13 protein-coding genes are annotated in these 13,234 nt (G+C 31.2%); 1 reads left to right on the top strand and 12 read right to left on the bottom strand.

Annotation, left to right across the window (positions count from 1 at the left end):
• Window positions 1-473: 473 nt before the first annotated feature.
• From ABD077_RS07660 to ABD077_RS07630, 7 genes are all read right to left on the bottom strand, one after another.
• On the bottom strand, window positions 474-2,684 hold the full coding sequence (locus ABD077_RS07660; protein WP_343911743.1) for a S41 family peptidase: 2,211 nt from the start codon (window positions 2,682-2,684) through the stop codon (window positions 474-476).
• A 254-nt stretch (window positions 2,685-2,938) separates the two neighbouring features.
• Window positions 2,939-3,592: a hypothetical protein gene (locus ABD077_RS07655; protein ID WP_343911742.1), complete on the bottom strand. Its 654-nt coding sequence runs from the start codon at window positions 3,590-3,592 to the stop codon at window positions 2,939-2,941.
• A complete protein-coding gene (locus ABD077_RS07650) occupies window positions 3,593-4,210 on the bottom strand; it encodes an SIMPL domain-containing protein (RefSeq protein WP_343911741.1) in 618 nt (205 codons plus the stop codon).
• Window positions 4,211-4,441: 231 nt separating this feature from the next.
• Window positions 4,442-5,734 carry a S28 family serine protease gene (locus tag ABD077_RS07645; RefSeq protein WP_343911740.1) on the bottom strand — a complete coding sequence of 431 codons (1,293 nt, stop codon included), beginning with the start codon at window positions 5,732-5,734 and terminating at the stop codon, window positions 4,442-4,444.
• Between the two features lie 304 nt (window positions 5,735-6,038).
• Window positions 6,039-6,716 (bottom strand): hypothetical protein, encoded by a 678-nt coding sequence (locus ABD077_RS07640; RefSeq protein ID WP_343911739.1) that lies wholly within the window; start codon window positions 6,714-6,716, stop codon window positions 6,039-6,041.
• An 81-nt stretch (window positions 6,717-6,797) separates the two neighbouring features.
• Entirely contained in the window at window positions 6,798-7,664 is an 867-nt protein-coding gene (locus ABD077_RS07635) for a hypothetical protein (RefSeq protein ID WP_343911738.1), read from the bottom strand.
• Between the two features lie 204 nt (window positions 7,665-7,868).
• Entirely contained in the window at window positions 7,869-8,165 is a 297-nt protein-coding gene (locus ABD077_RS07630; RefSeq protein WP_343911737.1) for a hypothetical protein, read from the bottom strand.
• A gap of 214 nt (window positions 8,166-8,379) precedes the next feature.
• Here ABD077_RS07630 and ABD077_RS07625 point away from each other — a divergent pair, with 214 nt between their 5' ends.
• Complete coding sequence (locus ABD077_RS07625) at window positions 8,380-8,718, top strand: hypothetical protein (RefSeq protein ID WP_343911736.1); 339 nt, start codon at window positions 8,380-8,382, stop codon at window positions 8,716-8,718.
• Between the two features lie 241 nt (window positions 8,719-8,959).
• Here ABD077_RS07625 and ABD077_RS07620 read toward each other — a convergent pair whose 3' ends face one another.
• The 5 genes from ABD077_RS07620 to ABD077_RS07600 form a co-directional block, all read right to left on the bottom strand.
• On the bottom strand, window positions 8,960-9,427 hold the full coding sequence (locus ABD077_RS07620; RefSeq protein WP_343911735.1) for a nuclear transport factor 2-like protein: 468 nt from the start codon (window positions 9,425-9,427) through the stop codon (window positions 8,960-8,962).
• A gap of 331 nt (window positions 9,428-9,758) precedes the next feature.
• On the bottom strand, window positions 9,759-10,073 hold the full coding sequence (locus tag ABD077_RS07615; RefSeq protein WP_343911734.1) for a hypothetical protein: 315 nt from the start codon (window positions 10,071-10,073) through the stop codon (window positions 9,759-9,761).
• Window positions 10,074-10,303: 230 nt separating this feature from the next.
• On the bottom strand, window positions 10,304-10,591 hold the full coding sequence (locus ABD077_RS07610) for a YciI family protein (RefSeq protein WP_343911733.1): 288 nt from the start codon (window positions 10,589-10,591) through the stop codon (window positions 10,304-10,306).
• 71 nt (window positions 10,592-10,662) lie between these two features.
• On the bottom strand, window positions 10,663-12,426 hold the full coding sequence (locus ABD077_RS07605; protein WP_343911732.1) for an alpha/beta hydrolase-fold protein: 1,764 nt from the start codon (window positions 12,424-12,426) through the stop codon (window positions 10,663-10,665).
• A gap of 187 nt (window positions 12,427-12,613) precedes the next feature.
• Window positions 12,614-13,225 (bottom strand): hypothetical protein, encoded by a 612-nt coding sequence (locus tag ABD077_RS07600; RefSeq protein WP_343911731.1) that lies wholly within the window; start codon window positions 13,223-13,225, stop codon window positions 12,614-12,616.
• Window positions 13,226-13,234 lie beyond the last annotated feature (9 nt).

Below are 13,234 nucleotides of genomic sequence, written 5' to 3'. Positions count from 1 at the left end.
TAAATAATTTAGCTTTCGAACGCTAATATCTAGATTAGATATTGATATTTTCTCATTCTTATCATCATAATCATAACCAAGATAAATACCTTTTTTATCATTGGAATGAGCTTTAGAAACTATGTCTACATTTTTAATATCCGACCAGCTTCTAAACCTCCCTTTATTATCCTATATTCCTTTATCTGAAATAATCAGTTGAGGTGTTTGGTCTTTATATAATTTAAGATTTCTATGAATTCCTATTGCTGCTCCTATAAAAAGTGCTATTGTAAGAAAGTAATTGATTTTAAAAAAAACATAGATACCGAAACAAATAAGCAAAACACAAAAGATAATTATAAATAGACTGCGTGATCTTGAAAAATAAATAACGGTCTTTTCCGGTGCTTTTTTATTTTCTTCAAACAAACTTCCCATTACATTTTTGATACTATATAAATAGCTGTTATTATCTACATAGAGTAATAAACTTATTGTTCTAATATTACTTCGATCGCTTTTTCTAGCAATTCATCCTTGCCTGCTCTAATCCCTTTGATAGTTGGTTTTACCTCTATATCAGGAACAATCCCAATTCTCTGTGTTTCTTTTCCATCTGGGTAGAGAATTCCGATACCCGAAATCATTGTTCTTAAACCTCCAGGAAGAAATGTCGAAGATACATTTCCATCAGCTCCCGCTGTTGTACTTCCCATAACTGTAGTATTATCTCCAGCCCTAAATGCCATTGAAGTATACTCAGCTTGACTCTGTGATAATTCATTTACCAACACTATCAATTTCCCTTTATATGCTTTTCCGCTATTAGCCACTTTTAAATTATCTGTGAAAGTAAATTCTCCAGGATTATCAATATTTACACTTGTAAATTTCACAAAAGGTGTAGGAGAAGAAACAAAATAAGATCCTAAACTAAACGGAACAAAGGTGGAAGGATAGTTTCTAATATCTATAATAATTCCTTTTGTATCAATGAATTCACTTTTAATCACTGGTATATCCTCTTCTTTTATATTCTGAAGTGTTATGTAACCTATATTATTTTCGAGCATTTTATAGGATTTCTCTTTACTAGGTTTATACCAGTGATAGAGATTAAGACTATCGCTTGGATATAGTTTCATTGATTTTTTAATCGTTTTAGAATCTGCGGTTGTAAATTCAATCTTGAACTGATTCTTATTAGAACGTAATAAATCTGTAGAAAGATCTCTAAGCATACTGGCAACATTAGATGCTGGATAATATTTCGATTTCTCTTTAATTAGTTCTTTTATCGACTTACCATTAATTTTATTAATAACATCTCCTATTTGTAACCCAGCTTCTTCTTTTAACTCTGGATTATAATAATCAGTTACCACTAATTTATCCTCTATAAAACGTACAGCTACAGGTGAAAAATTCTTTCCTTTCCATTCTTTAATCTTATCCGCGCCTCTCCAGATATTTGCATGAGTATCTTGTATATCCCCTATTAATTGAATGGCTGCAAACTCATACGCTAACTCATCTTTTGCATTTAGAAATTTAGGAATATAAGCTGCTAGCTTTGTATTCCAATCATCATCCATTAAATGTTTGTATGGAAAGAAGTAATGGATCATATTCCAATATCTATATACAGATAACAACCTAAAACCCTGATCTGGGTATGTCATTTTTGTATATGGGTCTTCATTTTTAAAAATAGCATTCCCAATATTCGGATCCACCTGTACATAGTACTGTTTACCTTGAGTACGATTGTTATACACATAAAGCAGTTTTTCTTTTAAGGCATCGCTTTGATTATACACCCATTTTAAATCTGGCTTTAGTGCTGCTATTTCATTTGTAGGCTTGCATTTTTTGCACGTTTCTATTTTTCCTAATGACTTTATCCAGTCAATTATAAGTTGATCTCTTTCGGAATTGTTTTGTGCTTTGATATATTCAGGTAAAAACCTGAACAGCTCATAATCCCAATTATAGTTTCCTTTGGCTATTTCTGGGTGATGATATTTTAGAAACCCCCAAACTCTTCCTAATAATGCTAAATCATCGACCTTCTTTGGAGATACATCAGAGATATCTATCAAGGAACCTTTATCAAACTCCTTATCGAGCTTAGCTTTTGGCAACTCTTTTTCTACTTCTTTTAGTGTTTGAACATTTTTTCCATCTATAGACAGCGTAAAATCATCGAACCAAGCCTCTCCTTTTCCAGAAAGAATTCCTGCAATGAATATTTTTTCAGCCTCTTTCGAATAATCAAGAGTTATGCTATATTTCGCCCAATCTTTTGTTCCTGTTATTTGCTGATTTTGCATATTATCAAATGCCAACGAAGATACATCTCCATCAACTCGTAACAATAATCCAGCAAATCCTTTTTCCACATTTCTAATTTTCATAAAGCCTTCCAACTTTATCTTCTTACCTCTATAATTTGCAGGAATTCTATATGCTATACTACCAAATGAACTACCCGATTCATCGGATATAATTTTACCTGATTTTTTTCCGGAATGGGCATCCGCATCAATGATCAACTCATAATTACCCCATTTCATCCATCCATCAGAGAGTGATTTGTCTTTAGCCTGATATTCAAATCCAAGATTATACTTCTCCTTGATCTGAGCGTATGAAAAGTGTAAGGACAGAATTGTAAGTGATGTAATGAGTATTTTTTTCATTGATTTATGTTATCAAGGTTATTTCAATAATATCAAATAGTAATGGTATTTTTTATTTGTATCATTTTTTCTCTTAATGTTACTAGTTTATTGTGTCAAATTTTATCAAACAAACTTCCTAACCTTTTTTAAGGAAAAGATATTCAATTTCTCCCAAGGTGATAAGATTTAGATGAGTTTAATTTTTAAAAATTTAAACAGAATAAAGAATTGGAATTTTGGTTCTATCCGTTTATAAAATATATTCACTTATTTCATTTCATTGTTAGCCTATAGGTTACCCATAAGCTATACCCTCCATTTCGAATAGGATCCAAACTTTCCGTTTTAAATAATGAGTTACCTCCCAATAATTCTAGAAGTCTTAACATCAAAACTCCTGTTTCACTATCAAAATCAAAATCGTCATATACAGGATGGGCATAAGTAGTTTCATCATCTATATTTAAAATTTTATAAACTTTATACCCCAAATGGTTCGCTATGATTTTAGCTTGCGAATTCGCATTATTTAATGCTAAAATTGCATTTTTATCTTCTTCTTCAAAACGATGTTCCGGAATTCTAAAATATATTTTCTCTACATTAATTTGTAGATCACTAAACCATACTAACAGTTGGTCAAATCTGGATATATCCTCATCCTCAATTTTAAATTGAACTTTATTTGGATTTTTAAATTCTTCAATCTTACTCAGTTTACTATTGAAACCTAAGTTGGCAATAGAATCATTTAAAGTATCTATTTTATCTATATCAGATTCATTTATCGATATCATTGCCACGTTACTTTCAGCATACTCAACGTAGTTTGATTGCCCCAGAACTCGTAGAGTAATATCCTGATCCTGAGCAAAAACAGAAGCTATAAAAAAGCCGGAAAATAAAAATAGAATATAAAATTTCATCTAATCAATAAGTTTAAACATAATTGCAACCCTGTAAGATCTTATCATTTTATCCTTGACTCCCTCATTCCTTTCAGCTCCGTAACCAGATTCTTTTACTTCTATATTTAGAATTTTTCCAACTTTCATATTGATTTCCTTGCAAATGGCTTTTGCTTTCCGTTTAGCATCATTTATTGCTTTTAAACTTAGTTCTGTTTCTAAATTTTCATCCGATGAATCAAACAGATATTTTATTTCGGAGATTTTTAATCCGTCTACCTTAATATTTGAGACTTTTTCTAGTTTACCAAGGTCAGTAATTAAAAAATAATTCTTGCTCTTACCTAAGGAGTAACTTCTATTTTGGATAAACAATTGTAATTTATTTTCCTTAACACCTATCTTTTCTAATTCTGAAACAGTGGCTTTATAAGCATCTTCGTAAGAAATATCTTTTGAATTGCTATCATATTTATTAGCTTTTTGTTCACTAATAGCGAGTTGAATTTTAACTTTGTTCGCGGTTATTTCTTTTTTTGCATTTCCAATGATACGAATAAATCTTTCTGTAGATTGACCATAACTGGCAATTGAGAAAGTCAATGTTAAGATTAAAATTTGAATTGTTTTTTTCATAATTAATTATTCTTTCTTTTTAAAAGTATGATTTTGTTGTTTTGCTTACGCATAATCTAGGCGTCCTATATAAGTGTCAATTCTAACCGATATGTTACCCTTAAATTTTAAAATGATGATGCGCAACGAATAAACAAGTATAACTTTAAGTGGAAAGGATACTATATAGCATTTTTTTTATTGGAAGTAACATAGCCATTACCTGATCATCTATACTTGTAATTGGACAAATTACCGATCTATGTTTAAATTGAGCCATCTCTCTAAAGTTGAGCATATTCTTTTATAGTCCGAATCATTCATATTCTTTATTCGAGCATTTCCATGATGCTTCCCTTTCATTATAAACCACTCTGCATCCATAGTATCGTTCTCAGGAACAGCACATGAAGTCCAAGTATCATTTTCTCCATAAATAAAAATGAAATTATTTCCTTTAGATTGAACCCAATCATGTACTTTCCCTAAAAGCTCACCATCAAAAGTTACGGTCATTTTATTAGGCAGAAAAGTCGCATGCGGATTGGTATCAACTGGTAATGAAAAAAGTAAATTTTTAAAATCTTTTATTTCGTACCCATAATATCCCATCTCTGTTGCTGCTTGATAATAATGCGATCCATATCTCTCGATTAATTGATCATTAAATAATGATATAGGATCGACTCGTAAAAAGTATGTTAAAGTTTCTTCTAACGAGCTTTCTTCATTGGGTATTTTGTCACAACTATGCCCCCATTGCCAAAAAGCAAATGGATATTCTAGAACAGCAAACTCAAAAGCCTTTTCTATTGAAAGATACGTAAATGTCCAACCTGCTCTCTCACTATACTGGCGCAGTATGGGAACGACTTCTTCTCTACTTTTAAGCAATCGAAATTGCAGTTTTTTGATTTTTTCACGACACTCTTTTGTACCTATAGAATCTAAAAACTTATAAATCCTTTTGTCCTCAAACGAGTTGGTTAATGGGGCTACATAGGATATACTAGCATCCACATCATTAGGATAAAAATATTTGTAAAATATTGTTGTGGATCCTCCTTTACTAATTCCTGTACTGATCCATTTTGTGGGATATATTTTATCAAATAACATTCTTATATGATGCAAATCAGAAGTTACTTGTTGTAAGTTTAAATATTTATAATTTAAAGAGTCTGGCTTACTTTCTCCAAAAAACCGATGTTCTACATTCAGCTGATTCGCATTTAATAGTTTTGTAACTTCATGTATACGATTTCTGTTTGCCTGATATCCTTGGATTATAAGCACAGTTGGGCTATCGAATCCTTTATGAGTAAGGAATACCTTCTGGAAGAAAAATCCTTTTTTGGGGTCAGCATGGTCAATAGGCTGCTTGACTTTTAATTTATAGGTAATCTTCGAATTACGTGAAGATATAACCTTTTCAAACGTAACATCTGGCAGATTAAGCAGTCTTGCTTCTATATTAAGTGTTTGAGCTCTTAGATGAAACGACATCCAAAGGAAGAACGTTAAGATTAAATAATTCTTTTTCATGAATTAGTGAGATTAAAGTTATTTGTGAATAATACAAACACTAGATAAGCAAAAAATTAGAGACTAAAAGTATCAGATCTGATCCATATGTTACCCATAATTTTTTAAATTTTGTAATGTACATATAATTGAAATAAAACTTTAAGTAACGAAAATATTGTATCGAGTATTTTTTACTAAAAACCAGATAGTTTCTACCTAGTCTTGCTTGTTAGAAATATCAGCACTGATTAACATGCTTATGCAATAGTGTTTAGCATCATAATTGTTATCAGTGATTCGTTTTTTGAAAATTATTTTGCTATTAAATATTTCCAGAATAATTAGTTTTAATTTTCCTTCCACCTATTTTTATTCCAATAAATAGTCCTAGATAACTATTATTTATAATCCCGATTTTTTGTTCGCTTTGAATTTTGATATCAGCATTAGGCATAAAATTGTATTCTAATCCGCATCTTACATTTCCAATATCTAATCCTCCTCGCAATAGAAAACCTAGTTGATTTTTCACACTTCCTTCCAACACGTCTGAAGTGCTACTATTTCTGTTAGACACATCCACATTATTAAATAAATAATAGCCAAGGCCAACTCCTATATAGGGGCTATAGTATTTGTTATTAATATTATAATCATAGGTCGGAACAAAAGAAATTACACCATTATCATCTAATTCATCTATGAAATATGGTAAACTACAATCCAATCTAATTTTATGAGGATTTATTGAAATTCCAAATCGTAATCCAATGGTGGATTTTTCGGAAGCTTTTACGTTTGGTTCCGCGTTTAGTAACAATCCCAAATTATTAGAATCGGTATCTAAAAGTATACCTGGTTCTATTCTTAATGTAACCTGTGCGTTGGTCATATAAGAAGTGAGTAAAAAGATAATTAGAAAAAACTGAAGATTGGTGTAATATTTTTTAATAACGAAAAAACCAAAAAGCGTAGATTTCATTAAAGCTGCTGTATACATCCAGAACGCTCATTTTTAGTTTTAATTGTTTTTAATAGTCTTCTGTACAGGCATCTAAGAAAATCAAATATTGATTCTTGCTTACTCAAGTTTTTTATATTCAACTGGTACAGTAATCTCATAAACTTTTTCCATATACCAAAGAGGAGGTAATCCGTTTTCAATTCTTCTTTTATCAATATTTTCGATGTCTTTTACTGGAAATTGGTCAAATTGATTGTGATATAGTCCATAAACTTGTTCCTTATTTTTTATTATGGATCTTTCTTCCTCGAATATTGTCCAAAAGCTTTTTTTGATATTCCCTTTTTGTATTTGTTCATCTATGTACGGCTTAAAAAAGTTCCAAACATAATTATCCTGTCCGTAAGTATTTCGCTGGTGCCATAGAATTAACCAACCTCTATTTTGCCAACCATATTTTTTCGTTATCTCAATTAACCTATTGATATTTAACGAATCAATCTTTACCATTTCTTTTGGTTCCATTCCATTACTACGGATTTCTTGATCTAATTTTACTAGACTATCTACTTCGTGATAAATTTCTGGATATTCTAAATTTTTGTAGAATTCGGATATGTGACTTTGATAATCATTCTCAATCTCAGAAAACAATTTTTCGTTCCTAAAGCTATCAAACTCATCAAAGTTTAAGAAATAGTTTTTTGAAGCATTTGTGTTGTGAATGGATGCTATAAGTAATTCTTTAGCTTTATCAATATCTCCAGCTTTTAAAGCAGAAGCTGCTGCATAAAAGTATACCGAAACATTTTCTTTTGGTTTTAAATCAATGGCTTTTTCAAAATTAGACAGAGCCTTTTCATATCCTTTGTCTTTAAATTGGAGCATTGCTTTCTGTTCAAATTCACTATACTGTTCAAATTCATTTTTATTTTCTGAACAGCTTAACAACGATATCAAAAGAAAAATGTAAGTTATTTTCATAGAGTCTAAGAATTGTGATTAATGTTTTATATATGTGCCTTAGGAGCGCAAAATGTTACCCTGCTATTGGATTTTTATGCGTAGCGATTGCTAATTTTTCTTTTTCGCGATTACTGGGTCACTAAAAATATACAGTGAACTATCGATCAAACTTAAAGTTGCTATGACACATATATTGTTATAACATGTTTTATCCTATTTCAATTATGGTTCCGTATATTTTAGTTTGTACATGTCTAATTGCCTCTTATAATAATTAAACTGTTTTGCAGAAAAACCTAAGCCGAAAAGAAATGGTGTTAATAGACTTAATTTCGAGTATTCTAAAGTTACAAATTCAATATTTTTGATATCCCAGTTATAAGCTTTTAAATACAAAAAATAGAAAATGCTAATTCCTAAGAATATGAGAATTAAAGATATAAGAATTCTGAATTCCCATTTCTTCATTTCCTTTTTATAGAATTTGATATTCTTTTTTATTTCATTTTTTTTAGACATCCGGTTATATTATCTCCTTACAAAGATAAATTATAAACACTTGACCTTTAACAGGTTTAATCGTCAGTTATTAACGTATTTTTTGATATTTTTTAGAATATGCTGTTATATTTTAGGATTTTAATTTATAAAGCTTTGTAAAATCTATATTTTTTATTCAAAAATTTGAATATGATGATTATATTATTGGTTTTTGTTAATAACTTCAATTATTATGAAATTGTATATAGTTAAAGGAATTGAAATTGATAGGGTAAACTCAAGCAGTACAAGTAAAAAAATAAATAGTTTTATAGGTTTTTATACAAACCTAAAAGAGATTTATGATCAGTTTGAACGAAAAACTGTGAAATCGTATTCGACTATTGCTAATAAAATCAATGAGGACAACCAATATATTACTTATGATTCTAGTTTTTTAATTGATGGAAAAATGATGAAGTTTCAACAAATAAGAATTGAAAGAGTTCTAGCAAACAAAGTTTATAATAAATATAAATATGTAAATATAAATCCGTTGATTGCTCAAGAATTCAGCGACTTCAAATTTTGATTAAGATTTGAGGTTCAACCTAAATACGTTATAACATAGGTGTACATACATTAGTGAATGTACTCCTATTTAAAAGTATTTGTAAACATTACCAAAAACTAAATAGTCACAAATTTCCCATATACAAAAGGTTTAAAGAAACGCAAATTTCCCAAATAAAAAAACAATATGGGTTTGTGTATTTTAATATTTTAGAAAATACTAGATCTAACAATACCATTTGTTATCAAATATTTTTCAATCACCAGTATTCAAAGATTCGAGAAATTTTTCCGTTCTTAAATTCAAAAAGCGTCATTTCTGGCTTTCCCTTTTTTATTTCACCATCTTTATTTTCAACAAATCTCTTTTGGGTAACTACAGCATTAAGTCCAATAATTTCATTTATGATTTCTATATCTTCTATGGTTCCTAAATATCTCCCGCTTTTTTGATTCTTAATGTATCCGTCATAGAGTTTTTGGCGTGTATAGGTGCCTCCATATTTTGGATGTACATAGGTAAAATCCTCGGTAAAAAGCTCGAATACATTATCAATATCTTTTGGAGTCGAATTGGACTGAAAAATTTTAACGTTTAATTCATAGTATTTTTTTACTACCGCATCCAAGGAATCTTTATGAGCTTTTGTAGCCTCTTGACTATGCATGGCAGATGTAACCAATAACAAAAGTATCAATTGAAATATGGAAGTTGCTTTTGAAATCATTTAAAATACATTTAATATTACACATCCAAATGTATACGGGCCATCCAAAACAATACGTTAACATCTAGTTAATTGTAACTTACTTAACTATTTAAAGGATCTTACTTTTGATGTATTGAGAAGCTAAGAAATAAAAAAACTACTAACTAAAGTTTTATTAGATTTTCTTTGCTATAAGTTCTTTTTTTTTCATTGTTAATGTTTCGACTCCTAATAGCTATCGAAATAGAATGACAGAACAAAGGTATAGGCTAGTAAAAAAGATTTCAAAACATTCCTTCGCATATTTAGGTTAAATGTTTTGTATACTATAACACTAGATCCTAAGAGCTTAGTCCTTTTTTGGAGGTAATTCTACTTGTCCATCTGGATGGATTCTACAAATCACCTTGCTTTTTTGATCTACTATATTCAGTACAAATACAATAGGACCTTCTTTAGGAATATTCAAAAATGCCTCGCTTATTGCTACAGATTGTAAACTTTCCAACACTGCTTCACCTGCTTTTTGCAGACATTCACTAATAAATTCTTCATCATCATCTTCAAAATATTCTCCATCTGCATCTAATGGGAAAAATGGTTCTAAATTAAATCCTCCGCAAGCATCAAAAGCTTCTCCTTCGGAACCACCACCATACCCCATAAACTCTAAGTCTGGTGGTGATGTAATTTCGCCTTGAGCCGAAAAAATAATTTTCGCTACCGGACGAGCAGGGTCATAACCGGTATATTAAGGATTGGCATAAAATTCAAAGGATTTTAAAAGGTCGGCTTTTATCTGGTCTGTAATTTGGTTGCCCATTTTTAACTACTAAATTATACCTTTATCATAATCTCCTATACCCTGTTTTCCGTGAAGTAGACATAAAATTTTTACTTTATCAAAAACTGCAATGCTTCAGAAGTCTTACTAGGTATAAATTCTATCAACTCATAATTAGCTAATTCATTTTTATGGAAAGGGTCTTTAGATATAATATTTTCCAATTCGGATTTAGATGGTACATTGGATAAAATAATTCCACCTGTTCTCGGAACTTTTCGACCAGATGCTAAGAAATTTCCTAACGAATATTGTTCGTTAAGAAACTCGACATGGTCATTCAAAAATTGGTCTACTTTTTTGAGTTCCACCATATAGGTAAGATTGATAATAAACATCCCCTCTCTATTTAGTTATACAATACATTTCTATAAGTATTTAAGTACAAAATTCGACACTAAAGCCGAAGTTAATACCTCCAACTTTTTAGATCAGCATCTTTGGGAGCCACTTTGGTAACTTTCTCTACATATTTTTTAATAAACATGCGGTGGTATCTAAGTCTACTAATATGATTACCATTTTCGTGATCGCCGTTCCAGCAGTGTTCGGCTCTATCTCCATAATCTACCACGCCGTTATAATAGGGAGCAGTAGTTTCTGATAGGATTTCTTCAGCTAGATATACAGCATTGTTGAGATAATAATTATCCATATCTCCGCAGTACAAATGAATTTTGTTCTCCCAATCTTTACCATGTTTTGCCCAATCTCGTTTCAGAATATACGCCAGATCATAGTTTTCTTTCCAAAACGCAGCTACTTCAGCATCAATTTCACCGGTGAGACGATCCCAGATTCTTTTCGGATAGCCTTCCTCATCAATTGGCGAATAGGTAGCTTCCCAAATATCCCATTGCTGCCCCGATCTACCTTTGGTTCCTAATACCAGTTCGCGATAATTCATATCACGAAGACTTGCATCTACATTACCCAAATAATCACGATGACCGGGCACTAATGTTTTTCTGAAAGCACCTTCTTTATAATATGCATTTTTGTCTTCATAGATATTTACCAAACAATACGCTCTAAAATCGATAGGATCTGGACAAGCAGCAAAGCACATTCCATATTCTTTAGGATATTTTACCTGTACTGCCAGCGATTCCCATCCTCCTGTACTTCCGCCATACACAAATCGAGACCAACCTTCTCCGATTCCTCTAAATTGTTTTTCGATATATGGGATCAATTCGTAGGTAATCGCATCTCCGTAAGGACCTTGTGCTTCACTATTCACTGCGTATGAATCATCATAATATGGTGTAGGATGCTGTATTTTAATAGCAATAACTCTAGGAAAATCAGGGCCTGTCCAGGTTTTATAAAAATCATAGGCTTCTTGCTGTACCATCACATTATAACCTTCCACATCGAAACGCTCGCTATATTCTGGTTTTAAATCAGCATCGGGAGGAGTCATTCGAAATCCTCCAAAATCATTCGGAAAATGGCCGTGCATGATCGCCAGTGGATATTTTACATCAGGATGTGTTTCCCATCCTTCAGGTAATAATACATGTGCTCCCAGATACATATCTCTGCCCCAAAAATCACTTAATAATTTGCTCTTAATTTTTATATGTTTTACATACTTGGTATCCTCTGGTGCTGTAATTGGTGGTATCTTTTGATCTAATTGTATATTGATTGCAGGAAATTGCCCATCGGTAATCGTAATTTTCTGAGGAGTGGAATAGAGATTTCCTGGCGCTTTATTCCATTGCTGTCCTTCTCCTCTATCCATTGGTAATTTAACCGTATGACCATCTGCCCGGTTAAAAGTTTCGTATTTATGAAATAATACTTGCACATAAAACTCTCCAGACGGTAATTCTTCAAAGCTACGAATTGGATATCCAAAAGCTTTCATATCAAAAGACATTGGTTCACCTGCTTTCCAATTGGTCACATCCATCCCAAAAGCTTGACAGGTTTTGGAATCATCTCTTAGCTGAAATCGAGGCTCTTTTTCTATCTGTTCTGAAATCAAAACAATTAGCCTACCGTCCAATCCCTCTTCATACTGTTCTGAAGTAAAAGAAACCTGAATCTCTGCTGCAGTAATATCAGTATTGTTATTATTAGTAGAGCAAGAGAAAAAAAATGAGATACTAAACAAAATAGCTACCCAAAATATATTTGGATATAAGCTGTGATTTTTTTTCATGTTGTTGATGGTTTATGAGATGATGATTTTAGTGATCTTAGATATGTTTATGTAAACACTTTTTAAAGAAACGTAAATTTCTTTTGATTCAAAAAATCTCAATACATTTTCTTCCTTTACATGTCAAAAAACATTCAATCTAACTGTTTTGACTTTTACCCTCTACATGTTTAGTAAGATCAAAATGCTATCTAAACTGTATACTTACAATAAAATAATGAGGGATTTTAAAACGCTTCCCCAATTGATCTGTAGCAATATCACACTGCACTACTTCGCAATAGGAACTAGAACCATCTTTATGAACTGTTGGAGTGATTATAGCCAATACAGGATGTTTCTTTTCTAAGTCTATAGTCGTTTTTTCTTTACTCCCTAAAAAATCCTTAAGCGTATAGATGTCTGCACTGCCCGTCAGGTCATAATACATTTTTTTACTTCTAAATCTATTCCCATGCATTTGTATTTTGAGTTTTCCTTGATCTAGCTTCGCATAAAAGCTCATTGTCTCTTTCTCTGATCTTATATTGAAAATATCAGATTCTCTTCCGTCAAAAAGTATTTCTCTGGAACTTTCTTTACCATTGATATACTCAATAATTTCGATACTATACGATTTACCTTTAATAGCTTTCCCTTCAAAAATAAGTTTATCCAAAAAGAGATTTTCAAAGCTAACCAGTCCTTGCAAATCCGTATTTTCAAATCCTGGTTCAATCGTCATAGTGGCTGTTTGTTGAGCAAAACCTACTATTGTAACTCCTAAAAACAGAAGTAATGTGCATGCTTGTAAATTCATGATTTTGTG

This window comes from Aquimarina litoralis (genome assembly GCF_039523995.1).
Taxonomy (GTDB): domain Bacteria; phylum Bacteroidota; class Bacteroidia; order Flavobacteriales; family Flavobacteriaceae; genus Aquimarina; species Aquimarina litoralis.
This window is presented reverse-complemented; position numbering and strand designations above follow the sequence as displayed.

Coding starts and splice junctions, on each gene's coding strand:
- ABD077_RS07645 (WP_343911740.1), bottom strand. CDS start 5,734: ATGAAAAAGAATTATTTAATCTTAACGTTCTTCCTTTGGATGTCGTTT.
- ABD077_RS07640 (WP_343911739.1), bottom strand. CDS start 6,716: ATGTATACAGCAGCTTTAATGAAATCTACGCTTTTTGGTTTTTTCGTT.
- ABD077_RS07660 (WP_343911743.1), bottom strand. CDS start 2,684: ATGAAAAAAATACTCATTACATCACTTACAATTCTGTCCTTACACTTT.
- ABD077_RS07650 (WP_343911741.1), bottom strand. CDS start 4,210: ATGAAAAAAACAATTCAAATTTTAATCTTAACATTGACTTTCTCAATT.
- ABD077_RS07635 (WP_343911738.1), bottom strand. CDS start 7,664: ATGAAAATAACTTACATTTTTCTTTTGATATCGTTGTTAAGCTGTTCA.
- ABD077_RS07655 (WP_343911742.1), bottom strand. CDS start 3,592: ATGAAATTTTATATTCTATTTTTATTTTCCGGCTTTTTTATAGCTTCT.
- ABD077_RS07600 (WP_343911731.1), bottom strand. CDS start 13,225: ATGAATTTACAAGCATGCACATTACTTCTGTTTTTAGGAGTTACAATA.
- ABD077_RS07615 (WP_343911734.1), bottom strand. CDS start 10,073: ATGGGGTATGGTGGTGGTTCCGAAGGAGAAGCTTTTGATGCTTGCGGA.
- ABD077_RS07620 (WP_343911735.1), bottom strand. CDS start 9,427: ATGATTTCAAAAGCAACTTCCATATTTCAATTGATACTTTTGTTATTG.
- ABD077_RS07610 (WP_343911733.1), bottom strand. CDS start 10,591: ATGTTTATTATCAATCTTACCTATATGGTGGAACTCAAAAAAGTAGAC.
- ABD077_RS07625 (WP_343911736.1), top strand. CDS start 8,380: ATGAAATTGTATATAGTTAAAGGAATTGAAATTGATAGGGTAAACTCA.
- ABD077_RS07605 (WP_343911732.1), bottom strand. CDS start 12,426: ATGAAAAAAAATCACAGCTTATATCCAAATATATTTTGGGTAGCTATT.
- ABD077_RS07630 (WP_343911737.1), bottom strand. CDS start 8,165: ATGTCTAAAAAAAATGAAATAAAAAAGAATATCAAATTCTATAAAAAG.